General features: G+C 38.4%; 13 protein-coding genes. 11 read left to right on the forward strand and 2 right to left on the reverse strand.

Annotated elements, in window-relative coordinates; all coding sequences use genetic code 11:
* Positions 1-368: 368 nt before the first annotated feature.
* On the reverse strand, positions 369-1487 hold the full coding sequence (locus tag JGH11_RS08695) for a family 43 glycosylhydrolase (protein ID WP_201111192.1): 1119 nt from the start codon (positions 1485-1487) through the stop codon (positions 369-371).
* Positions 1488-1740: 253 nt separating this feature from the next.
* Between JGH11_RS08695 and JGH11_RS08700 the strand changes: the two genes are divergently transcribed.
* From JGH11_RS08700 to JGH11_RS08720, 5 genes are all read left to right on the forward strand, one after another.
* Positions 1741-2433: an NUDIX domain-containing protein gene (locus tag JGH11_RS08700; protein ID WP_201111193.1), complete on the forward strand. Its 693-nt coding sequence runs from the start codon at positions 1741-1743 to the stop codon at positions 2431-2433.
* A 194-nt stretch (positions 2434-2627) separates the two neighbouring features.
* Complete coding sequence (gene araD / locus JGH11_RS08705) at positions 2628-3311, forward strand: L-ribulose-5-phosphate 4-epimerase (RefSeq protein WP_201111194.1); 684 nt, start codon at positions 2628-2630, stop codon at positions 3309-3311.
* A gap of 29 nt (positions 3312-3340) precedes the next feature.
* The gene (araA, locus tag JGH11_RS08710; RefSeq protein ID WP_201111195.1) at positions 3341-4843 is read left to right on the forward strand and encodes an L-arabinose isomerase; all 1503 of its coding nucleotides are present in this window, start codon (positions 3341-3343) and stop codon (positions 4841-4843) included.
* 93 nt (positions 4844-4936) lie between these two features.
* A complete protein-coding gene (locus JGH11_RS08715) occupies positions 4937-6604 on the forward strand; it encodes a ribulokinase (protein ID WP_201111196.1) in 1668 nt (555 codons plus the stop codon).
* 20 nt (positions 6605-6624) lie between these two features.
* A complete protein-coding gene (locus tag JGH11_RS08720; protein WP_201111197.1) occupies positions 6625-8370 on the forward strand; it encodes a sodium:solute symporter in 1746 nt (581 codons plus the stop codon).
* 185 nt (positions 8371-8555) lie between these two features.
* Here JGH11_RS08720 and JGH11_RS08725 read toward each other — a convergent pair whose 3' ends face one another.
* A complete protein-coding gene (locus JGH11_RS08725; RefSeq protein ID WP_201111198.1) occupies positions 8556-12761 on the reverse strand; it encodes a two-component regulator propeller domain-containing protein in 4206 nt (1401 codons plus the stop codon).
* Between the two features lie 405 nt (positions 12762-13166).
* On the opposite strand from JGH11_RS08725, the gene JGH11_RS08730 reads away from it, so the two are divergent.
* The 6 genes from JGH11_RS08730 to JGH11_RS08755 all read left to right on the forward strand — a co-directional run bounded on the left by JGH11_RS08730 (position 13167) and on the right by JGH11_RS08755 (position 26301).
* Positions 13167-14711 carry an alpha-N-arabinofuranosidase gene (locus tag JGH11_RS08730; RefSeq protein WP_201111199.1) on the forward strand — a complete coding sequence of 515 codons (1545 nt, stop codon included), beginning with the start codon at positions 13167-13169 and terminating at the stop codon, positions 14709-14711.
* Positions 14712-14731: 20 nt separating this feature from the next.
* Positions 14732-16216, forward strand: a complete 1485-nt coding sequence (locus JGH11_RS08735) for an arabinan endo-1,5-alpha-L-arabinosidase (protein WP_201111200.1) — start codon at positions 14732-14734, stop codon at positions 16214-16216.
* Positions 16217-16276: 60 nt separating this feature from the next.
* On the forward strand, positions 16277-18088 hold the full coding sequence (locus JGH11_RS08740; RefSeq protein WP_201111201.1) for a LamG-like jellyroll fold domain-containing protein: 1812 nt from the start codon (positions 16277-16279) through the stop codon (positions 18086-18088).
* A gap of 95 nt (positions 18089-18183) precedes the next feature.
* A complete protein-coding gene (locus tag JGH11_RS08745) occupies positions 18184-21255 on the forward strand; it encodes a SusC/RagA family TonB-linked outer membrane protein (RefSeq protein WP_370567582.1) in 3072 nt (1023 codons plus the stop codon).
* A gap of 6 nt (positions 21256-21261) precedes the next feature.
* On the forward strand, positions 21262-23046 hold the full coding sequence (locus JGH11_RS08750; protein ID WP_201111203.1) for a RagB/SusD family nutrient uptake outer membrane protein: 1785 nt from the start codon (positions 21262-21264) through the stop codon (positions 23044-23046).
* 18 nt (positions 23047-23064) lie between these two features.
* Complete coding sequence (locus tag JGH11_RS08755; RefSeq protein WP_201111204.1) at positions 23065-26301, forward strand: SusC/RagA family TonB-linked outer membrane protein; 3237 nt, start codon at positions 23065-23067, stop codon at positions 26299-26301.
* Positions 26302-26306 lie beyond the last annotated feature (5 nt).

Here is a 26306-nt window from a genome sequence, read left to right on the forward strand (position 1 = left end):
GTTAACCGCCAAATATAATCTGTTAAATATATCTCTCTCTCTCTCTCTAATAAAAGCGTGTTAACCGCCAAATATAATCTGTTAAATATATGGTTATTAAAAACAATTATTCCGTAAAGAAAGCATTGTATTTTTTGCAATATTTGAAAAATAATTGTATAGTTATTCATAGTATTATCGAACACCCTCAAAAATTAATGTATGTGTGTTTTTAATTTATCGGACAAATATATATCAAAGCCAAAACTAAGGTTAAAAATATCTGGTCAAAAAAGGAGAATATCTGTCCAATTCTATGTTCTATGGAGTGTTTTTCAATAAAAAAAGAGAGGTTAACACCTCTCTTTCTATATCCATCTCTTGTTAATCTACTTTGTACCGGATGGTTTGGTAATTTTTTCTATTTCGGACAAAGCCTCGCCCAAAATAGGAATACCATCAGGTCCCCACTCCATCTTTTGTAATCGAGGAGAGCGAGTATCCATTGAACGAGAAGGCAAAGACCCATATGGTTCCTTATCAATAGCTCGAGCCTGATAAAGAAAATAGGTTTCTGTTCCATCTGGTGAGGGGATAAAACATGGACTACCTGTAGCGAATACCTGATTATCTTCATTCTGAGTAAAAACCGGTTTCTCCGATTTAATCCATGACGATGGATCTAGTAGATTGCTATTTACATCAGCTTTCAACAGACCTACAGCATAGTATGGCGTCCATGTCCCACTTGCCGAATAGTAAATGAGTACCTTGCTTTTATCTTTTGAATAAAAGAACTGAGGATCCTCATTGACATATATCGGATAACCCGTTTTACTGCCATCGGGGCTAATCCATTGTCGTTCCCATTCATATTCCGGTTTCGATATGGCAACTCTTTCCGTTGCCAAAGTCCACGGATTTTCCATTTTAGCAATATAGATACATTGAGTTTCAGCTTCTATTCGCCTAGTCTGCCATCCTGACCAAATCATATACCATTCGTTATTATGATTAAATACACTGGCATGAATAGCCCAATTATTATCCTTATCTGTAGCAATCCGCCCTTTCAGAACAAATTCCCCCTCTAAAGGATTTTCAGAAGAATTTTCAACAACATATATTTGATGATTGTCGGTGTTACCATCATCAGCAGCGAAATAAATATACCACTTATTATCTATACGATGTAATTCAGGCCCCCAGAGATGAGATGAATTGCTCTTTTCTTCAGGAACCCAAACATCTTTACTAACTACATTCTTAATATCCGTAATATCGTCTGTTTGCCAAATAGTTATACGGTCATCCACATCTTGTAAATAATAATACTTATCTTTGTAGAATGTAGCCCAAGGACGGGCTCCTATTGGAAGCAATGGATTAGTATATGTGTTACTTATCGTTGTTTCTTTTTGTTGAGTATTTGCATTCTTATGCCCGCAAGCAAAACAAAACAAGATACAAGAAGCCGATATTATAAAATTCTTAAGTACTGAAATCATTGTTTAATTAAAATTATATTTCTTAATGAATCAGCTAAAATAAGAATAAAAGGTAAATATCTACATTGAATAAGCAAAAAAACGATACTTTTGAGAAATCGTTTAAAATTAAGTTTTTGATTTCTAATTATTAACTATTTGGACAGATAAAGATTACACTTAGAAAAAATATATTATATTTGCCCTCCGATAAATAAAATGTAATTGCTACACTTATTTATTTCTGTTGGGAAAAATTTTATTTAGCAGTTCAATGACACCATTATTTTATAGAGAGCAGGAAAAATTTTATGTATCGGTCGATTGTATCATACTAGGTTTTAAAGATAGTAAGCTCTATTTATTGATTTCGAAACGCAAATTTGAACCACTCGAAGGTCAAGATACCCTGATGGGAGGATTCCTCAGATCGGAAGAAAGCCTTTCTGAAACAGTATCCCGCGTAGTATTCGAATATACAGGAATACAAGATGTATTTATGGAACAAGTCGGCACATATGGAGACATTGATCGAGATGAAGGCGAACGTGTTGTTTCCATTGCATATTACGCACTGATAGACTTAGAAATGTTTGATGAAAATGTTTGTGAGATACATAACGCCAGATGGGAAGAAGTTGAAAAGGTAGGTAAACTTGTATTTGACCACAACCTAATGCTAAATGATACAATAGATATACTTAGACGAAAAGCGGCAGCACAGCCCATCGGATTTAACCTGCTGCCTGAAAAATTCACACTACCGCAGCTTCAGTCTCTTTATGAGGCCATATATCAAACAACGCTAGACAAGCGCAACTTTAGAAAAAAAATACTTGAAATGGATATCTTGGAAAAGCAAGAGGATAAAGACAAGTCTAGCTCGAAACGAGGTGCATTTTATTATACATTCAATAAGGAGAAATACGATATATTGCTAAAAAAAGGATACTACTTTTCTCTATAACAAGAAAAAACAATAACAATATAAACAATTAAAAGAGAGCTCATTGCTCTCTTTTTAATTTTGCATAATCCACTTTTATATGAAATATGTTTTACAACATACGAAATATAAGTGTACTATTAAACACTTATAGCTAATATTGCAAGTGTAATCACTACACTTATTTAAAAGTAGACCTGTAACCATTATATATTATGCTGGAATCATTAAAAAAAGAAGTATTTGAGGCTAACCTTGATCTCGTGAAACATGGTCTTGTCATTTTCACTTGGGGAAATGTTAGTGCAATAGACAGACAAGAAGGATTGATCGTAATCAAACCATCCGGCGTATCATATGAAACAATGAAAGCCGAAGACATGGTCGTTCTTGATTTGGACGGAAATATAGTAGAAGGAAAGTTAAAGCCTTCATCTGATACAGCAACCCATCTAGTATTATATAGAGCATTTCCAAATATCGGAGGCATTGTACACACTCACTCTACTTATGCCACTTCATGGGCTCAGGCAGGTTGTGACATACCTAATATAGGTACTACCCATGCCGATTACTTCAAGGACGAAATACCTTGCACGAGACAAATGACGAAACAAGAAATTGAGGGCAAGTATGAAATGGAAACAGGCAATGTGATAGTTGAACGCTTTGCTAGCCTGAATGCAGATTATACGCCCGGAGTATTAGTGAATAATCATGGTCCATTTTCGTGGGGTAAAGATGCTCACAATGCGGTTCATAACGCAGTTGTATTGGAGCAAGTGGCAAAAATGGCTTATATAGCATATAGCATCAACCCTCAGCTAAAAATGAATGATGAGCTTATAAAAAAACATTTTTTTAGAAAACATGGGCCTGATGCATATTACGGACAGTAAAGAATATTTAACTATAAAAAAATAATATCATGGATTTCAAAGATTTAGAAGTTTGGTTCGTAACCGGAGCACAGTTATTATATGGTGGAGATGCAGTAATTGCCGTAGATTCACACTCGACACAAATGGTAAAAGGGTTGAACGACTCAGGAAAATTACCTATAAAAGTTGTTTACAAAGGTACGGCTAACTCTTCGGTAGAAGTAGAAAAAGTATTCAAAGAAGCCAATAACGATGCAAAATGTATTGGTGTTGTAACATGGATGCATACATTCTCTCCTGCTAAGATGTGGATCAAAGGTCTTCAGAATTTAAGAAAACCATTGCTTCATTTGCATACACAGTTCAATAAAGAGATTCCATGGAACGAAATAGATATGGACTTCATGAACCTGAATCAATCGGCTCATGGCGACCGTGAATTCGGACATATGGTAAGCCGTATGCGCAAGAACAGAAAAGTTGTCGTAGGTCACTGGACTGATGAAAAAGTGCAGGCAAAACTTGCTTCTTGGATGCGTGTTTGTGCCGGTTGGGCCGATTCGCAAGATATGCTTATTATTCGTTTCGGAGATAATATGAATAATGTTGCAGTAACAGACGGAGATAAGGTTGAAGCAGAACTACGATTAGGCTACCATGTAGACAATGCTCCTATAGCCACATTAGTACCATATGTAGAAGCAGTAACAGATGCTGAAATCGATGCTGCTATTGCCGAATATGAAAAAATATATGATTTTGCTGACGACTGCAAAAAAGGAGCAGAAAAACACCAGTTTGTCCGCGATGCAGCCGCTCAGGAAATAGGTCTTCGTCGTTTCCTTCAAGACAAAGGAGCTAAAGGATTTACTACTAGCTTCAACGAATTGGAAGGCATGAAACAATTGATGGGATTTGCATCTCAGCGTCTTATGGCTGAAGGTTACGGATTTGGAGCAGAAGGAGACTGGAAGTCGGCCGCACTGGTTCGTACAATGTGGGTTATGGGAAAAGGCTTACCGGGCGGACAATCGTTCCTTGAAGACTATACACTGAATTTCGATGGAGAAAACAGTACTATCCTGCAATCGCATATGCTAGAAATAAACCCTGATATAACAGGAACAAAACCTCGTATAGAAGTTCATTTCTTAGGAATCGGCGATGCTCGTACATGTGCCCGCTTAGTATTCCAAGCTCATGAAGGAGAAGGTGTAGCTGCTACGATAGTAGATATGGGTAACCGTTTCCGCATGATCGTCAACGAGGTGAAAGTTGTAGAACCAAAACCACTGCCTAAACTACCTGTAGCTTGCGCATTATGGAAACCAATGCCTAATCTTGAAATAGGAGCCGGAGCATGGATTTTGGCAGGAGGCACTCACCATTCAAGCTTCTCATTCTCTGTTACGACCGAGATGCTAGAAGACTATGCGGACATCGCAGATATCGAATTGGTGACTATCGATAAAGACACAACTATAAACAACTTTAAATTTGAGTTGAAAGTAAATGAAGTGTACTACTTATTAAATAAATCGTTAAATTAAGGTTCTGGGTACCGTGAGTAGTGATTATTCTCGGTGCCCTATTTTTTATTTAAAGATTTGAAAATTGTACACCCTCAAAAAACAACTAATATCATGAAATATACAATCGGACTTGACTACGGTTCAGACTCTTGTCGGGCGGTAATCATAGAAGCGGAAACCGGAAAAGAAATCGCTTCATCGGTAAAATATTATAAAAGATGGATGCAAGGAAAATATTGTGATCCACAAAACAATCAGTACAGACAACATCCTCTCGACTATATTGAAGCTTTAGAAGAATCGGTAAAAGAAGCTTTAAGTAAATCTCCGGTAGGAACAGCCGAAAAAGTAGTAGGAATGTCATTCGACACCACCGGATCTACACCTGCCCTGATAGATAAAGATGGACAGATATTAGCATTGCGTCCCGAATTTGCAGAAAATCCGAATGCAATGTTTATACTATGGAAAGATCACACAGCAATAAAAGAAGCTGCAAGAATAAATGAAGTTGCTAAACGTTGGCCTATAGATTATACAGCTTATGAAGGTGGTATATACTCTAGCGAATGGGTTTGGGCTAAAATAGCTCATGTACTAAAAGAAGACAAATCGATAGTAAATGATGCATATAGCTGGATCGAACATTGTGACTGGATGCCTGCATTGATTACAGGAACAACAAAACCGGCAGATATAATAAGAGGCCGTTGTTCTGCAGGACATAAAGCTATGTGGCTTAAAGAATGGGATGGCTTACCGACTGAAGAATTCCTTGTTGAAGTAGCTCCCGAATTGAAAGGTTTTAGAGAAAGATTGTTTCACGAAACATATACCAGCGATGTAAAAGTAGGAAACCTTACTCCCGAATGGGCAGAAAAATTAGGACTTACTACTAATGTGGCTGTAGGTGTGGGTGCTTTCGACTGTCATATGGGTGCCGTAGGAGCTGAAATAGAGCCTAATACATTTGTTCGTGTAATAGGAACGTCTACTTGCGATATTATGGTTGCATCATACGAAGATATGCATGGAAAACTTGTTCCGGGTATTTGTGGACAAGTAGATGGCTCCGTTATTCCGGGAATGATCGGTCTTGAAGCCGGACAGTCGGGTTTTGGAGATATCTATGCCTGGTTTAAATCTGTATTAGCTTGGCCTTTCGAAAATATATTAAAAGAATCTACTTTAGTAGATCAGACTACAAAAGATAAATTGATAGAGGAGGCTTTAGATAAAATGATTCCTGCTTTATCGAAAGAAGCTGAAAAAATACCAACTACAGAAAGCTCAGTATTAGCAATAGACTGGATGAACGGACGACGTACCCCTGATGCTAATCAAATGGTGAAAGGCACAATTACAGGTTTAAATCTGGCAAGCTCTGCTCCGCTAATATTTAAGGCATTGGTAGAAGCAACTGCTTTCGGCTCTAAGGCTATTGTTGACCGTTTCCTCGAAAACGGGATCAAAATAGATAGTGTAATCGGCATTGGTGGTATTTCTTTAAAATCACCTTTAGTTATGCAGACTCTGGCCGATGTGCTTGGTATGCCTATAAAAGTAGCAAAATCGGAACAAGCCTGTGCATTCGGTGCTGCTATGTTTGCATCTGTTGCAGCTGGTATTCACCCAAATATCAAAGCCGCACAGAAAGCAATGGGACAAGGCTTTGCTTTCGAATATAAACCTGATATGAAAAAACATGAGGTATATATGAAACTATATGCTAAATATCAGACGTTAGGAAAATTTACTGAAACAGAATTATTCTCTTAAACAACAAATTAATTCATACTATGAATTGGAATTCTCACGAATTTATATGGCTCGACTGGGTTATCATAGCCGTCGGGATAATAGCTGTAACGTGGGCTGTATGGCGCTCGATACAAAAAGACAAACGTTTGCAACAGGGAGCCAATAGCGAAGACTACCTATTTGGCAAAGGGGAACCTTGGTATATCATTGGAGCGGCTATCTTTGCAGCAAACATAGGCTCGGAACACCTTGTCGGGCTTGCCGGAACAGGTGCAAAAGCCGGTGTGGGTATGGCTCATTGGGAAATGCAAGGTTGGATGATCCTCATTTTAGGTTGGCTATTCGTACCATTCTATCAACTTATGAATAACAAGATGGGTAAAATCATCACAATGCCCGACTTCCTCAAATATCGTTATACCCCGGCTACAGGCTCGTGGTTATCAATTATCACTCTTATTGCATACGTACTGACAAAGGTGAGTGTTACAGCCTTTACCGGTGGCATCTTCATGGAGAGCCTTTTGGGCTTACCATTCTGGTATGGAGCAATCGGCTTAATAGTCTTAACTGGTATTTTTACTGTTTTGGGAGGAATGAAAGGTGTGATGACTCTGTCTGCTATTCAAACACCTATACTTATTGCAGGTTCATTCCTTGTACTTTTCTTAGGATTGTCTGCGCTTGGAGGCGGTAGCATTCCTGACGGTTGGGCTGCAATGATTGAATATTCTAAGACGCTGAATGTTGGAGCTGATGGTGTTGCATACGGAACAAATCATATGTTCCATTTCAACACAGGAGATCCGTTATATGATGAATATCCCGGCTTTTGGGTATTTATCGGAGCTTCAATTATTGGATTTTGGTATTGGTGTACCGATCAACATATCGTTCAACGTGTACTTGGACAACGCAAAGGTGAAGATAACGACGTAGTAATGAAACGTGCACGTAGAGGTACTATTGCTGCCGGTTATTTCAAACTATTGCCTGTATTTATGTTCTTGATACCGGGTATGGTAGCTGCAGCATTAGCAGCACGTCCCGATAGCGGATTCACATTAGATGATCCTGATACAGCCTTTGGCTCAATGGTTAAATTTGTATTACCTGCCGGCGTAAAAGGGATTGTTACAATAGGTTTTATATCAGCATTGGTTGCGTCTCTAGCAGCATTCTTTAATTCTTGCGCTACACTATTTACAGAGGACTTTTATAAGCCAATGTTCAAAAATAAAACTGAAGATACATACGTATTGGTAGGTCGTATTGCAACAATTGTTGTAGTAATACTTGGTATTGTATGGATACCTGTCATGATGAGCCTTGGTAGCCTTTACGACTATCTGCAAGGAATTCAATCGCTTCTTGCCCCAGCAATGGTAGCAGTATTCGCACTTGGTATATTCTCTAAAAGGATTACTCCTAAGGCTGGTGAGGTAGGAATGATAGTGGGCTTCATTATCGGTATGGTACGTTTGCTAACCAATATCTTTACAAATACAGGTAAAGATGTAATGACCGGTTGGTATTGGGAATACACTAGTTGGTTCTGGCAAACAAACTGGCTTATCTTTGAAATATGGTTACTTGTCTTCATCGTATTATTGATGGTTGTTGTGTCATTTTTCACTGCGAAACCGACAGCTCAGCAAATAGAAGCGATCACTTTTACTGACGACTATAAGAAAGTTATTGGAAAAAGCTGGAACAAATGGGATGTTATCGCATCGCTTGGTGTTGTAGCCCTTTGTGCGGCATTCTATTTCTATTTCTGGTAAGAGATTAGATTATTACATATTATTTTACACGTTTTTACAAAAAGTCCTGCTAACCAAATAGCAGGACTTTTTATTCTTTATTCTCTAGTATTAATGATTCAAAACAATTATAAAGGCAATAGTCCTTTTCAATCTTTAAATAATATAGAGAGATATTATTGCAGTATAAAAACTAAGAATCAGTTCTACTCATCACCTTTTGCCATAGCACTGGGTGCAATACCAAAATGTTTGGTGAAACATCGTGTAAAATATTTTGGATCATTAAACCCTACTTCGTATGCAATTTCTGAAATATTCTTGTTCCCTTTATTCCTCAGAATCAATTCACGCGCAATATTAAGACGGTAGTCACGAATAAAATGCCCTGCCGACTTACCCGCCAACATCTGCATTTTATTATTAAGTAAGCTTTTACTTACACCCATTGCATTTATAAAATCACTCACCTCATATTCGGTATTGGTATAGTTTTCTTTCAATATTTCTATAGCCTTCTTCAAAAATTTCTCATCGGCAGAATCCTCTACAATATTCAACTCATCTATATTCATATATAAGCCAAACTTTTGCTGATAAACCTTACGTGTTTTAAGTATATTATCTATCCTAGTCAATAATAACTCTTCATCGAAAGGCTTTGTTAAGAATTCATCAGATCCCATTCTGTAACTACTTATACGTGTCTCGAGCGATGTTTTGGCTGTAAGCATCAAAAAAGGAATATGAGACAGGGTAAAATCAGCTTTCACTCTTTTAGACAACTCTAAACCATCCATAACAGGCATCATCAGATCGCTGATAATAAAATCGATACGCGCAGACTGTAATATAGCTAAAGCTTTCTCTCCATTTTCAGCTTCTACCACACTATAACAGCCGGAAAGAATTGAACTTATGTACTTCCTCATATCCATATTATCTTCTACAATCAGAATTGTCTCACTGTGTATTTGAAGTTCGTCCGATATTGAAGGTGTTCCCTCTGTTATTTCCTGAAATGGAATAATAACTTCTTCATCTGTTATCACCTCTTCATTAATACTTTCGAATACCAATGGTAATATTATCCTAAAAGAAGCTCCTCTCACATGATTATTACGGGCGTAGATAATTCCTTCCATCAGATTTACTATATTCTTGCATAAATACAAGCCAATTCCTGTCCCACTCTGTCCATAAACAGGATATTTAAGATGTTCTTCCGATTGATAGAAGCGATTAAAAATACGATTGATGTCCTCTTCTTTTATGCCCAATCCCGAGTCTTGCACACATATATACAACTTATTCTTATTAGTCTCTCCACCCTTTAACGCACACACATATATGGTCACCGTCCCTCCATCCGGAGTGAATTTAATAGCATTCGACAATAGATTAGATACGATCTTACGCATTGCCTCCTCATCAAACATAACCCGAGGATTCGCCATTCTGAATACCTTTTTTATACTTATATTACGTTCGTCAGCAAATGATTCGAACGGAATTAATATCTCATCTAAAAAGCTTAACAGATTACCTCCAACCGGAGAAATAACTAACCCTTCAGATTCAACCTTTCTAAAATCCATCAGTTGATTAACCAAAGACAACAGATGTTTAGAATTACGTGCCACATATTGCAATTGTTCTATGACCTTTGGGTTTTCACTTAATTTAAGAGCTCTTTCTATTGGGCCTATAATCAATGTTATAGGAGTTCTGAATTCATGTGTAATATTAGTAAAGAAAGACATTCTATCTGCCATTGCATCTTGTACTTTCCTCGACATATCTATCAATTGCCGGCGCTGAAAGGAAATCTTCTCATTTTGAGTTACAAGGATATCGTTCTGTTCTTTAAGCTCAAGAGTACGTTCTTCTACCTTTCGAGACAATATTTCTCGCTGTTTTTTTAAGGAATTGACTCTCCATCGATAGAGCTGCATCGCTAATAATATTAACAGAAGCGTCAATAAACTGATAAACCATCCTGTCTTATAAAAGAAAGGATGCACTACTATTTCGAGTTCCGCAATATCTCCCGACCAATCATAAGCCTTCGACATACATCTGACTTGCAAAGTATACGACCCTGGCTGCAGATTTGTATAGCTGGCGAAACGGCGACTAGCCGGAACATCGATCCATTTATCATCAAAGCCCAGCAAACGATAAGAATAAGCTACAGTAGAAGGATTCTCATAATCTAATGCGGAGAACTCCACAGAAAAGGACTTATCCTGTTCATGTAATATAATTTTACTTGCATATGAAATATCAGATGATATATACTTCCCTTTATTAAACCATACAGTTTCGTTCAGAATCTGTAGTTTTGAAAATACAACCCTTCTATGCTCAACCTCTTGCGATTCCTTATTTACATTCAATTCTATCAATCCTTCTATTTTCCCAAAATAGAGTATTTTACTGGTAGGCGATTTATATCCGGCATTCCAATAAAACTGATCATTGATTAATCCATCATTCTTAGTGTAATTTACAAAACGATCAGTAGAAGGGTTATAACATGATATGCCACGCCCGGTACTAATCCAAATCATACCTTCTTCGTCTTCGAGAATGCTATAGACAGCATTGTTCCCTAAGCCTTCAGTAGTAGTATATGTTTGGCAGGTGTATACCCCATTTTCACCTAAGAGTTTACATATCCCGTATCCATTACTTCCAATCCAGATAGTATTATCCTTTGACTGATAAATACATGTTACACTATTCAGCATCAATTTATTTACAGCCGGATCATCAATTGTAAAATATTGTGCAGGACACTTAAAACCCGAACGATCAAAATGGAGTAGATCAATAAGTATTACCCCCTTCGATGTTCCTATCCATAATTGCTGATTACGATCGATAAAACACCCAAGTACTCCCATTATATCACGAGTCATACTTTCCGGCAATGGCCTCCTTTCACTATTAGTTTCATAATCAAAAAAGACAATATCCCTATTAGTCCCAATCCACATCCCATTATTTATAGAATCATTTTTTAAGACGGCAATATAATTATGATTTATTGGCATAGTCTTAATATGGGCTTGAAGAGACGATGACAAAGTCATAGTATTTATACCGCCTCCCCAAGTACCAATCCACAATCGGCCACTGGAATCTTCCTCCAATGCACTAACGGAATTATGAGTCAATGCACTATTATTCATCGTATAATGAACAAAATCATCCTGACCTTTATGCTTTTTATTCAAACCACCTTCTACTGTTCCTACCCATAAATCTCCGTGCCTATCCTCTATAATTGAATTTACCGGATTAGGAGATAGACTCGAATGATTGTCATTGCTATGCATATAATTTCTAATATCCAATTTACGCAATGTCATCTTATTTATGCCTCCGGCCTCGGTTCCAATCCATAAATTGTTTCCATCTGCCAGCATACAATTCACAAAGTCATTATTAAGAGAAAAAGGAGAGTTGTTATGATACACTCTTTCAAATCCGTTGATCTCAGGATTATAAAAGTTTAGACCACGAAGCGTCGCAACAACCAATGCACCATCATTAGTCTCACAAATATCTGTAACTACATTATGACTTATCGATGCACTCTTATTAATATCTGAAACATAGCTATAAGATGATTTATCCCTCGTATTATACTTAATTAACCCGGATTCGGTTCCGACCCATATCGTATTATTCTGTTTTACTATGCAGTATATAAATAAATTCTCTCCGATTACCGGCAGATCAGATATTGGGCTCAAAACAAGTTCTTCTGACTGAGCTTCTAAAACCCGAAAAATAGAACCGTTCCTCCCGACCCAGATCTCCTTATCTATTCTATTTATTGTAGTAAAAGAAGACTGTGTAGGCAATTCTGTTCTTGAAGAAACTATGTTATTAATTGAACCGGAAGAATTGAAATTTATTTTATATACTGCGTCCTTCGATATAAACCAAATATTGCCATGGGTATCTTTCAGCATGGATGTCGCCGATACATTCAGTATTTTCTCTAATAACTTACTATCAATAACAATTTTACTTCTCTGCATCGTATAAAGATCGATTACATCTATACCTGCATCCGAAAGAATCCATAGACGATGAAAGTCATCTTCTTGAACCTTGCGTATAAAATTACTTTTGAGAGAAATAGGAAAACTATTTACATTGAAAGTTATAAAATCGTATCCATCATAACGACATAAACCTCCTCCCTGGATAGCAAACCATAGAAAACCTCGGCTGTCCTTAAATATATCATCTATAAAATTGAGAGGAAGCCCATCGTCGATTGTAAGTGTACTAAATATATATTTAGAAGAAATGCTATTGCGCGCCTCCAAATACTGGCAAGAGGCTAAAAATACAGTAATACTAAATATAATAATAGTGAGTATATTCTTCATTGCTATAGATTTTGGTATAGTAAAGTTAATAATAATATTTTAGAAACGTATTTTTTACACTAAATGCACATTCATCCACCTTTATTGGAAGTTTGTCCACCACTGAATGACGCATTCATACATATATTTGCTAAAAGTACAAATCATAATTCTAGCAAAGTTAACCAACTTACTTAATCTAAATGCACTCTTAATTGAAGAGATAAAATATGCTAAACCATGAAACTTTTAAAATTCATATTTCTTTCCATAAAGTCAAGAAGTGATATCAGAAGGGGTATCAGGCATTAGATAGAAGAGTGCAGGTGTTATACATAACAATACACACGATAAAGTTGTCTAATACCTGCCACTCTCACAGCACGCTTAACTTATAATTAACAACCAATAACATATGAATATATCATGAAAAAGAACTTATTACTCTGTTTATTTTTATTTATGTATATAATGGCCTTCTCGCAGCAAAAAGCAGAAATGGTCGTTAATACAAATCAAGGAAAGTATAAAATCGACAAGCACATTTATGGCCATTTTTCCGAGCACTTAGGACATTGTATTTACGACGGACTTTGGGTTGGAGAGAATTCTAATATCCCAAACATAAACGGGGTACGTAAAGATATTATAGATGCACTAAAACACATAAAGATACCTAATCTTCGTTGGCCCGGAGGATGCTTTGCTGACGAATATCATTGGATGGATGGCATTGGTGACAGAGCCAATCGCCCTAAAATGGTAAATACACACTGGGGAGGAGTTGTTGAAGACAATAGCTTTGGCACACACGAGTTCCTTAACCTATGCGAAGTTCTCGAAACAGAACCCTATATATGTGGAAATATGGGTAGCGGTACAGTAGAAGAAATGTCTAAATGGGTCGAGTATATTACATCTGATGGAGAAAGTCCTATGTCTAATCTGAGAAAAAAGAATGGACGCGAAAAACCATGGAAAATAAGCTTATGGGGTGTAGGTAACGAAAACTGGGGTTGCGGAGGCAATATGACTGCTGAAGGCTATGCTGAGAATTATCGTCGTTATGCTACTTACTGTCGCAACTATGGCGAAAACAAACTATACAAAGTAGCCGGAGGTCCTAATGTGGATGATTATCGCTGGATGGAAATCATGATGAAGAATATCCCTCATCATATGATGTCAGGAGTTTCCGTACATAATTATACATTCACTTACAGTTGGGAGAACAAAGGAAATGCCTTAAACTTCAATGAGGATGAATACTTCTCTCTATTAGAACATGGTATGCGCATGGATGAAATAGTTACAAAACACGCCGCTATAATGGATAAATACGATCCAAAGAAGAACATTGCTATGATAGTCGACGAATGGGGTGCTTGGTACAATGTGGAACCGGGAACTAATCCGGGATTCCTTTTTCAGCAAAACACGCTAAGAGATGCTTTATTAGCAGGGACTATCCTTAATATTTTTCACAAACATTGCGATAGGGTCAGAATAGCGAACATAGCACAACTCGTGAATGTATTGCAAGCACTATTCATTACAGAAGGAGATAAAATGTTATTGACTCCTACCTATCATGTATTCGACATGTATAAGGTACACCAAGATGCAACGATGCTGCCTATCGACATAATAAGCCCTTCTTATAGCCGTCTGGGCAAAGAAATCAAATCTGTATCGGCATCTGCCTCGAAAGATAGCGATGGGAAAATCCATATTTCATTTGTGAACATCGATCCTAATCAATCTATTGACATCACATGCAATATTAAAGACTTAAAAAATACCAATTCTGTTTCCGGAAATATAATTACAGCACCCGGTACAAGCTATCACAACACCTTTGCGAAACCTAACGAAGTAGTCTTAAAAGACTTCAAAGAAGCAAAAATAAAAGATGGCACCCTAACCCTAAAGATGCCAGCTAAATCTCTGGTAACAATTGAGATAAAGTAAACAAATAAACTTTAGGCTAAATGAAAACGATTTTCAATATTCTGATTTTAGAATGCTGTATCTTTTTTGCCGCATGTTCATCAAAGCCATTCGAACCGAGGGTTAATCCCAATCCATGGGCTGATGATTATTCCAGTATTTCGGCGATGAAAGATTATAAAAAATGGGGTACATACAACGTGCACGATCCGTCTTGTCTACTCGTAGGCGATACATATTATATGTATTCGACCGACGCTATCTATAAAGAAGACAGTACAGCTATCAAAACAGATAGTTTGCCTTTCGGATACATACAAGTACGGAAATCAAAAGATCTTGTCAATTGGGAATTTGCAGGATGGGCCTTCAAGGAAATCCCTCAAGAGGCTAAAGAATGGGTATTATCCAACAATGAAGGAAAAGGAGCTTCGAATATTTGGGCTCCATATATATTGGAACACAAAGGTAAATACAGGCTGTATTACAGCGTATCTGCTTTTGCCAAACAAGTTTCTTATATAGGAATGGCTGAGTCGCCTAGTCCTGAAGGGCCTTGGACACTGAAAGGATGTGTAGTCCGAACAAAAAAAGGCGATGTAATGAACGCAATTGATCCTAGTATTGTTACAAATCCTGAAACTGGCGAACAATGGATGCATTATGGTTCATACTTTGGTGGATTACACTGTGTACAATTAAATCCTGAAACGGGACTAACACTAAAAGATATGGATCAGGGGCACTTAATAGCACGTCGTTTCGACGGACGTAAAAATAATATTGAGGCTCCTGAAATCATTTATAATCCGGATTTGAAGAAATACTTCCTTTTTGTATCCTACGATCCTTTGATGACAACCTATAACGTACGGGTAGGTCGTTCCGAGAATCCCGAAGGTCCATTTACCGATTTTTTCGGTATAGATATGCGGGAGGAGACAGACAACTATCCAATACTGACCTATCCTTATCAGTTCAAAAATCATATAGGATGGGCCGGAACAGCTCATTGTTGTGTATTCACAGATAAAAATGGAAAATACTATTTGGCACATCAGGCGCGTTTACGCCCTGAGAACCATATGATGACCCTTCATGTAAGAAATATCTATTGGACAACTGATGGATGGCCTACCGTATCACCGGAAAGATACACAAATACACCTCAACAATCCATAAGAGAAAATGACCTTGTTGGTAATTGGGAAATATTAGTTATCCATGGAGATGTACCATCAAGAGATCTATTTGCAGGACAAATCTTATGGGGCGAAAATCATTTGGAGGAAGGAGAAGAAAATCAATCTAAAATAATTGCATTAAATAAGGATTTGTCTTTAAGTGGCGACTTAACCGGAAAATGGTCTTTCAATAAAAAAGATGAATTGACCCTAAACATTTCTGATACTCTCCGAAATGTTCATGTGTTTATGGGGCAAGACTGGGAAAACCAGACCGAAACAATTTTGTTTACAGGCATTGATCCCAAAGGATACTCTATTTGGGGCAAACGGATAAAATAAAACCGTATACCCTTTATCAAAAATAAACTGAGTTAATCTAACCTTTTATTAAATGAAACTATGAATTTTACTATCGTTAAAAAAGGATTTCTATCCTACAGTATTGTCGTCGGGTTTATGACCGCAATTCTTGTTTCATGCCAGAATTGGGGTGAAATGGATCCCCCGGCAGGCAATCAGGTTTATCCAAAACTGGAAAAACTAATTACTTACTCATTTGAAGAAGACATAGATCCTTCAATCTTTGAACTTTTTGCTTACAATAATGGTCATACACCTTCCCTGACTGAAAACGAAGGACACAGCAGTCAAGTCTTGCACTTAAATAATGGTTATGCACGTATCGATAATCCATTAAATAATGTAACTGTACAAAATGGAGTTTCTTTTACTTTTTGGATGAAGCAAATTACTCAAACCGATGAAGAATCCAGTCAAGACCTGGAAGGTGCACTTCTTTCTATTCAAAACGAAAATGGGAACCAAAAATTTTTCTTTACTGCTAATGGTTGGCTTTCCTATGATGGCGTTGACGGAAAATACGAAACCAATAATCCATCCATATATAAAACGGGATTACTCAGTGAAAATGAATGGCACTATGTAGCTATGGCTATACGCAACGATGGATATGCCATATTTGTAGATGGAGAGAAAAAAATAGATACAAAAGTAACAGATTTTGACTTCTCTAAGATTGTACAATTTATGGCCTCTGCTCCCAACCTATACTTAGGCTATGGCTCGGATACCGAAACCAAAGAGTGGATGTTAGACGATTTCACTATTTATCGCAATCAAATTACCGATAACCAAATAAAAGTACCGGGAACAGGAGGTGAGGAAGAGGAAAATAAATATATTATTATAGGTAACGAGGATATGTCTACCCCTTGGTGGTCAGCTTTCTCCGACTTGGTAACAATGCAAGGTAACCAAACTATGCACTTCGGTTTCTACAACTATAATGACGATAAGAACAATTGGAACAACTGGGTTGTGGCCGTTACCAACGGTAAAAACAGAGATGAAAGCGGTTATGCGGAATATTTCGTATTGCGTGCCGATGCTTGGGAAAACATTAGTTCTTCAAACACGAATATAATGTCAAATTACAATTGGGATACCTTTAAGTCTGATATGAACGGTGCATATGTAGACCTAACTATCAAACGGACTGATAGCCGGATAGATGTTACTGCAGTAACAACCACTACAAATGGCACCGTATACACAATGAACTACTTCTTCGAAGGAAATATAACAAGTACTATCGGTGCATTCCTAACTGTAGACGGATCGTATCTTGAAATAGATCCAGAAACCGTATATGTAGGCGAGCAATACGCTTCGAACACCTATCTGGTTGGTCCGGCAGATTTAAGTGCAGGCTGGTGGTCATATTTCTCAAACTTCTCTAAAATCACCGGAAGTACCACTTCACCTTTTGTATATACATTCTATAACAACACCAATGGAGGCAGTAATTGGAATAACTGGATTTTGGTTGTTACCAATGGTAAAGATAGAGGAGAAGCAGGTTATGCTGAATACTTCGTACTACGTGCCGACGCATACGGTTGGGGAGATAGTAATTATGCAGGTGGTAATATATCAACAAGTTATGACTTTGATAATTTCAGCAAACAAATGAAAGGTGCATATTGTATGATTATCCTCACACGTAGCGGAAATCGAATAGATATGACGGCAAAAGTGACAACTGCTGATGGCGTGAAACTTGGAGACTATACATTCTTTTACGAAGGAGTTACGACAACCGATATAGGAACATTCCTTACAGTAGAATTAGCCAGTCTGGATATGCGCACAGTAGGCTACTATCCATTCTTAAATGCTGAACTTAAGTAACAATAAAAATAATACTATATATGAAAAATAAACGAACAAATGGAAAAGTATCGTGGTGCAATTTGCTCCTACGATTGCTGCCTCTAGTTGTCTTAATGTTGGTTGGACAGAATGCATGGGCGCAATCTAAGCAAGTGACAGGAGTCGTGAAAGATGTTACCGGAGAAACCATTATTGGAGCTAGTATAGTCGAAAAGGGAACAACTAATGGTACCATTACCGATGATGACGGAAAATTTACATTAAAAGTAAGCAGCGATAACTCTGCATTACAGATCTCATACATAGGCTTTCTGGCACAAGAAATAAGCCTGAAAGGAAAAACGACTATAGATGTAATACTAAGAGAAAATTCTGAGATGTTGGGTGAAGTGATAGTAGTAGGCTATGGTGCACAGAAGAAAGAAAGCGTTGTAGGAGCTATTTCGCAAGTAACCTCCAAAGATTTGCTACAGTCACCTTCTGGAAATGTATCACAGGCTATTGCCGGAAAAATAAGCGGTGTTGTCACATCACAGGGTTCCGGTGCGCCAGGTGCGGATGATGCACAAATCTATATACGTGGACGTGCCACTTTTGCTGGCGATGCACAACCCCTCATCTTAGTAGACGGAATAGAACGTCCTTTTTCCCAAATTGCTCCCGATGATATCGAAACTATTTCGGTATTGAAGGATGCTTCAGCCACAGCTGTATATGGTGTTCGCGGAGCAAATGGAGTGATGTTGATTACTACAAAAAGAGGAAAAGAACAAAAGCCGGAAGTAAACCTGACCGCAAACTGGCAAATTCAAAGTCCGACCCGCAAAGATACTTACCTCAATTCTTATGAGTCAGTGACTCTGCTCGAAGAAGCTTTAGCTAACGATGGACTACCTTCTCAATTTTCAGCAAGTGACATCGAAATGTATCGAAAATCCAGTGCTGGTGAGTTGAATGGATTAGATGCAATGCTCTATCCGAATGTGGACTGGTATGACGAAGTACTGAAAAGCTCTGCTCCTGCACAGCGTTACAATGTAAGTGTACGTGGTGGAACCAAGCGTATGAGATATTATGCATCCGGCGAGTTCTACGATCAATCTTCTATGATCAAAAATCTGAGTAATAATGTGTATGGCAATAGTTCGAGTCCCCATTTCCGTCGTTATGCCTTCAGGGCTAATACCGACTTTTTTCTGACTAACGACTTAACATTCTCTATAAATTTTGGTACCCGCTTCGAAGAGCGTAAAGGTTCTAATACAGAGGAGTCTGATACTAAGAGTGATATATTCTATCAACTAAATCATACTCCGGGCTGGCTATTCCCTGTATCTTATACAGTACAGAATGGAGAAAGCACTAAGACTCTTTATGGAGGTAGTTCACAATATCAGAATAACATTGTAGCAGCGTTGGCTGAAGGAGGTTATTATCGTGCGGTAAATACCATCAACGAGACTAACTTCATCGTAGATTACAAAATGGATAAGCTAACCAAGGGCTTAAGTGCTAAAGCAATGCTTTCATTCGACTACGAAAATTACCATACCAATCTTTATTCGGCAGGATTCGCCACTTATGAATTGAACGACCGTGCCAATCATACTTCTATTGATGCTTATAACCAATTCAATAAAGATACGGAATTAGCCCTTGTCAGCAATGATGATTTGAAAGATTGGCGCAAATTCGAATCCATTTATAAACTTTATATGGAAGCTCAGATAAACTATGCCCGCAAATTCGACAAGCACGACATAACAGCCATGATGCTCTATATGCAAAACGATTACCGATACAAATCCGATTTGGCTCAACGCTACCAAGGATTGGTAGGCCGTGTTACGTATGGCTACGATGGACGTTATCTTGCCGAATTCAATGCAGGATACAATGGATCTGAAAACTTTATGCGTGGCAAACGTTTTGGATTCTTCCCATCTTTCTCTCTTGGCTGGCGTATTGCTAACGAAGAATTTATGAAAGATACACAAGATTGGTTAGATAACCTGAAATTTCGTGCTTCATACGGACAAGTAGGAAATGACATTTATCAGGTCAACGGTGTAAGGCAACGCTTCTTATACGAAGAAAAGTGGTCTCAAAAATCAAACAATTATTACTTTGGCACTACAGGAAAGAATGGTATCTACGAAGCCCAATATCCGAACTATGGAGTTACCTGGGAACGCGCTCACAAATACAATCTAGGTCTCGAATTTGGACTATTTAAAAGTAAATTGAACGGAAATATCGATCTATTCTACGAAAAACGTAACGACATATTAACCGAATACCTTACTCGTCCTCAATGGGTAGGTGTTGCAATGGCAGCCGGGAATCTGGGTAAAACAAAAAATAGCGGTTACGAAATTGAATTGAAATATAACGATCGTTTAGGAAAAGATTTTAACTACTATATTGGTCTTACTTATTCCCATGCCCGCAACGAAATTCTGGATATGGATGAACCAAATCTCAAGACGGAGTATCGCAAACGTGAAGGACATCCTATTAACCAATATTTTGGTTTACTATGTGAAGGCTTTGTTACACAAGCTGATATAAACAATGGCAATCTCCCAGTTTCTACCTTTGGTGATGTACAAGTGGGCGATTTGAAATATCGTGATATGAACGGAGACGGCTTTATCGACGAAAGAGATGAAACCTATATTGGAAACAGTGATATTCCTGAAAATATGTATGCGTTGACATTAGGACTTAACTATAAAAATTGGGGATTCAATGTAATGTTCCAGGGAGTAGACCACGTAAGTCGCTACTACGATGCCGAAGCTATGTATGCCTTTGTAGATGGCGGTAAAGTGAAAGAACACCATCTTAACCGTTGGAATCCGGCTCAAAGCGAGTCCTATAATTTGGCTAATGCTCAATACCCATTATTACATTATAATAATTATGGAGATCACAATCAGCGTCAGAACTCATTCTTCCTTAGAAACGGAGCTTTTGTCCGCCTGAAGAACATCGAATTAAGTTATACGCTACCAACCGATTGGGCCCAGAAAGTAGGAATGAGTGATTGCCGCTTATACCTCAATGCCAATAATCTGATTACCTGGGACGATCTGGATGGATTAACCGATCCTGAGAGTAATGGCTCTAACCGATATCCTATTATGAAAACTGTGAATTTTGGTGTAAATATTAAATTCTGATAAAACATGAAGAAAACATTATTATATAGCCTATTTGCGTTGAGTATATCTTCTGTCATATTGCTGACTTCTTGTGAGGATGCTTTCGGCAATTTTCTGGACAAACAACCTAGTAATGAGCTGACAGAGGAAGAAGTATTCAGCGACTGGACCTTGATGGAAGAATTCCATTATGATACTTACAACTTTCTGCGTCATGGTGCTTGTCGGATCAAAGATTCTTGGTTAGACGCCACAACCGATCTCGCTCAGACCAGCTACTCTTCGGGTGGAGTAAGAACATCATTCAATATTGGTAACTATTATAGTTCAGCCGGTGAATCAGAACTTACAGGCACATGGGAACATTATTATCGGGGAATTCGTAAATGCAACATGATTATCACCCGTATAGAAAAAGTTCCCAAAGAGCCATCTTTGAGCGAAACACAATATGAACAAGATAAACTAAATTATACTTCAGAAGCCCGTTTCTTACGAGCCTTCTTCTACTGGGAGCTTTTCCTGCGTTACGGCCCTATTCCTTTGGTAACGGAAGTTCTCGACCCTGACGGTGACCTATTAAGCAATTATACGACTCGTCCGACTGTAAAAGAATATGTAGTAGACTTTATTCTGAAAGAACTGAATGAATGTGAAACCGGATTGATGAATTATGACGATGCATGGAATTCAAGCCGTGCGGGACGTATTGGACAACCTATGGCGCGCGCGCTTTATTCACGTATCATGCTTTATATGGCCAGCCCTCGCTATAGTGCCGAATCCGGCATCACTTGGCAAGAAGCTGCCGATGCGGCCAAGAGTTTTATAGACGATTATGGCTCTCATTTCAGTCTATTTAAAGTAGCTGATGCCAATGGGAAACCATTAGGCGTGGAGGCATATACAAACGCTTTACTAAGGACAGCATACTCAGGAAATAACAAAGAGGTAATATTCTATCGTAACGATGTCGTCATCAGATGGGATGCAATTAAAAACGATTCTCCTGTGGGCGAAGGTGGTAATGGAGGCCTTTGTCCGTCTCAAAACTTAGTAGATATGTACGATATGGCTGATGGATCTTCTCCATTTACACAATATGACGCAACCGGAGCCCCTGTTTACAAAGGCAACCCGGCTACTCCGGAAATCAATACCGCCAGTGGTTACAGTGAGGCAAATCCTTGGACGAATCGTGATCCTCGTCTATCTGCAACTGTCTTATACAATGGAGCTAAATGGGGTAATGGCACTATCAATGTGGTATTGGGACAACGTGACAATCCTATAGGAAATACAAATGCGACACCTACAGGCTATTACGTGCGCAAGTATATTCCCGAAACGATATTAAGCGCAGAGCATTCGCAAAGTGCATATCGTTTGTGGACTATCATCCGATATGCAGAAATACTGCTCAATTATGCCGAAGCCCTGAACGAGGCTCAAGGTCCAACTGCTGAAGTATACAATATGCTTGACCAGATTCGTCACCGTGCAGGCATTAGTGGTAACATAGCGAATCGCAATGATCTGACCTCGTCTAAAGACAATATGCGTAATTTCATTCATAAAGAACGCACTATAGAACTAGCCTTCGAAGAGCATCGCGCTTGGGATATCCGTCGCTGGGATGTAGCAGTAGAAGTTATGACACGTCCTATCTATGGAGTGAATGTGAGTACAGACGGAACTATTACGCGCAAGATAGCACAGAACCGTGTATTTGAGAAAAAAATGTATCTCTATCCAATTCCGGAAGGGGAAGTTTGGAAAACAGGCATTGAAAATAATCCGGGTTGGTAATCCTTAAATTGAATACATATGTATACAAGCATAAATAATATAATAAATAAATTAACAGGGATAAGTAAGTTTCTGTTGATGGGAGTCCTGATGTTAGTAGTCTGCAATACCTGGGCACAAGAAATGCAGGTATTGACAGGACGTATCGTGGATTCCGAGGGTAATCCTGTTGTCGGCGCAGTAGTAAATATAGCCGAACAGAGCCGTATTGCTCTTTCCGATGAGAATGGATATTTCAGTCTAAAGAATGTAAAAATAGATGATGAGTTGTGCGTCAGCAGTATCGGCTATAAAAATGTTATCACTGACATTACTGAATTTACCAACGATTTACAAGTCGTGATGGAAGCCGATCTTGACGAATATGCACATACTATGCCGGTACCTTTTGGTCGTAAACCTAAGAAATTTATGACCGAATCTACTTCCGTAGTAACCGGCGAAGAGCTACAGAAGCATCCTATTACGGTGCTTCAAAATGCCTTTACTTCTACCGTAACCGGAATGGAAACATATGAATGGTCGAGCGAACCGGGATGGACAGAAACGGCCATGTATATACGTGGTCTGCGCACAATGAACAAGGGTGCACGTAGTCCACTGATAATTGTAGATAATGTAGAAAGAGACCTTTCGTTTTTAGACGCGTTTCCTATAGAAAGCATTACCATATTGAAAGATGCAGCTGCTACAGCCATATATGGCATGCGTGGTGCCAATGGAGTGGTTATGGTTACAACCAAGCGTGGTGTAGCAGGAAAAACAAAAATTGACTTTACGCAGGAAATAGGATTCCAGACATTGAGCAACAGAATGGAGACTCAGAATTCCTACAATATGGCTCTTACTCGTAATCAGGTCAGGTATCTGGATAAACTCGACCCTATGTATTCAAACGAGCAAATAGAAATGTACCGTCGTGTATCTTCAGGAGAACAACTATCCGGTATAGATCAATATAAGTATTTTAATACAAACTGGTTCGAAGAGCTATATCGGGAGACTGCTCCAATGTATAAAACAAATATGCAGATTAGCGGAGGTAATGCACGTGCGCGCTATTATGTATCATTCTCTTATCTCCGTCAGGAAGGTATGTGGAACGATACATGGACCAACTATAATGAAGGTTATAATACACAGCATGTACTGAACCGCTACAACCTACGTTCAAATCTGGACATAGATGTAAATAAATATTTAAATGTATCGTTAGACTTAGGCGGACGTATAGACAACATCACGCAGCCGACTACCGGTGTATTTAACTTAGTAACATTCGGCGCAGTAGAAGCTAACCCTATGGAGCCAGTTTTCACACCGGGTGGACAAATTTATTCTTCGAGTACAGCCAATAATCCTGCACGTTTGCTTGCCTCATCAGGTCAGGAAAAAAATCGTCGTCGGAACCTATATTCCACTGTAAATTTAACAGGAGATTTAGGAGTTCTGGTTTCCGGATTGAAAGCAAATGCAATGGTGAGTTTCGACTCCTATGATGTGTTTGAGTCCACTCAAAGGAATAGTATCAACTCTTATTATTATGATTACACAAATGCTTTGGTTACAGATCCGTCAGAGTTCACTTTGACTAGAATGACTTCTTATATGGCATTAACAGATCCTTCAGCTATCGAACGAAGTAATTTCTATAATGTAAACTTCAATGCAGGGCTCTCATATGATAAAACATTCGGGAAACATAATGTTAATGCACGTATGTTTTTCCGAACTTATCAAAATGCAGTGAATAGAATTGAAAATACCGATTACAGCAATACATCATCCAATAGATTTATGTCATATAACGGACAAGCAACTTATGTATATGGTAACAGATACATATTCTCCGGAAATATTTCTCATATGGGTTGCGATAACTTCGCACCGGATGATCGTTGGGATACATTCTGGGGAACTTCTATTGGTTGGGTAGCTTCTGAAGAAGCATGGCTGAAAAACAAGAATCTGAATTTACTCAAACTTCGTGCTTCATACGGAACATCGGGACAGTCGACAACAGGAGCTAATCGTTATCCATACCAAAGCACCTATAAATCAGGGACAGGATATAGTTTTGGTACTTCCAGTTCAAATATTGAGGGCATTTATGAAAGTTTGGCCGGTAGTAACAACAATAAGTGGGAACTTTCCGAAATGTTGAATCTAGGCTTAGACTTTGACTTTTGGAATAAGAAACTATATGGTTCGGTAGATGCATTTAAAGAATGGCGTTCAAATATTTTGGTCGATCGTTCCACAATTCCTAGCTTAGTCGGTGTTACAGTGGCTCAGGATTCTTACGGGAAGGTGGAATCTAAAGGAATCGAATTATCTATCGGACATCGAGACAACATAGGAAAGGTTAACTACTTTATCGAAGGAATGTTGACATATAATACCAATAAGATTACCGAGATGGACGAAACCGAACCAAATGTGCCTTGGCAACGTAAAACCGGCGATCGTATACGAGACTATACCTCTGTGGCCGAGCTTTACGAAAGTTCTTTCTCAAACGGTGTCGGAGGATGGAATATTTACAAATTCGATGGTTGGGCAAGTGATCCTAATCGTGTTGCATCAAGTCAGCAAGATGCTATCGACAATCCGGAGAAATATCCATACAATACAGCCTCAAATGGAGCCCAACAGTTAGGGACAGCAGTATTTAAAGATCTGAACGGCGACCGACAGATTGATTCGAACGATATGCTTCCGGATACTTATACAATAATTCCTGAATTGATACCATCCGTAACTCTCGGATTTGAATATGCTGGATTTGACGCTCGTGCTGTATTTACAGCTTATCTGAACCGCTCGGTATTCTTGTCGCCTGCTATGAGCTATTCAGGTTGGAGTAATATGGGAACACATGAGGTAACTAAAGCTTGGGGATACTATAATGATAATCCGGCTGATTCACGCAATATAAATGCGACGTACCCTCGTCCTACTTATGGAGGTTTTAACCCTATCGATAGTGACCGCAGTACAGGAACTTATCAGAATGATATTTGGATTGTAAATGGAGACTATCTGTCATTACGAAATATAGAAGTGGGTTACTCTCTTCCTAAGAAGCTTATTGCAAAAGCAAATTTAACGAAGTGTCGTGTATATTTCAGTGGTTATAATCTGTATAACTGGAGTCATTTGCCTAAAGATCTGGATCCGGAGAAACCAATGAGTTATTGCTGGTGGTATCCCAAAACTCGTTCGTTCTCATTTGGTATCAACATCGGCTTTTAATTAAA

This window comes from Dysgonomonas sp. Marseille-P4677, from assembly GCF_016652235.1.
Classification (GTDB): Bacteria; Bacteroidota; Bacteroidia; order Bacteroidales; family Dysgonomonadaceae; genus Dysgonomonas.

Excerpts from the sequence above, each read along its gene's own strand:
- JGH11_RS08715 (WP_201111196.1), top strand. The coding sequence starts at position 4,937 with ATGAAATATACAATCGGACTTGACTACGGTTCAGACTCTTGTCGGGCG.
- JGH11_RS08740 (WP_201111201.1), top strand. The coding sequence starts at position 16,277 with ATGAATTTTACTATCGTTAAAAAAGGATTTCTATCCTACAGTATTGTC.
- JGH11_RS08720 (WP_201111197.1), top strand. The coding sequence starts at position 6,625 with ATGAATTGGAATTCTCACGAATTTATATGGCTCGACTGGGTTATCATA.
- JGH11_RS08695 (WP_201111192.1), bottom strand. The coding sequence starts at position 1,487 with ATGATTTCAGTACTTAAGAATTTTATAATATCGGCTTCTTGTATCTTG.
- araD (WP_201111194.1), top strand. The coding sequence starts at position 2,628 with ATGCTGGAATCATTAAAAAAAGAAGTATTTGAGGCTAACCTTGATCTC.
- araA (WP_201111195.1), top strand. The coding sequence starts at position 3,341 with ATGGATTTCAAAGATTTAGAAGTTTGGTTCGTAACCGGAGCACAGTTA.
- JGH11_RS08730 (WP_201111199.1), top strand. The coding sequence starts at position 13,167 with ATGAAAAAGAACTTATTACTCTGTTTATTTTTATTTATGTATATAATG.
- JGH11_RS08735 (WP_201111200.1), top strand. The coding sequence starts at position 14,732 with ATGAAAACGATTTTCAATATTCTGATTTTAGAATGCTGTATCTTTTTT.
- JGH11_RS08725 (WP_201111198.1), bottom strand. The coding sequence starts at position 12,761 with ATGAAGAATATACTCACTATTATTATATTTAGTATTACTGTATTTTTA.
- JGH11_RS08755 (WP_201111204.1), top strand. The coding sequence starts at position 23,065 with ATGTATACAAGCATAAATAATATAATAAATAAATTAACAGGGATAAGT.
- JGH11_RS08700 (WP_201111193.1), top strand. The coding sequence starts at position 1,741 with ATGACACCATTATTTTATAGAGAGCAGGAAAAATTTTATGTATCGGTC.
- JGH11_RS08745 (WP_370567582.1), top strand. The coding sequence starts at position 18,184 with ATGTTGGTTGGACAGAATGCATGGGCGCAATCTAAGCAAGTGACAGGA.
- JGH11_RS08750 (WP_201111203.1), top strand. The coding sequence starts at position 21,262 with ATGAAGAAAACATTATTATATAGCCTATTTGCGTTGAGTATATCTTCT.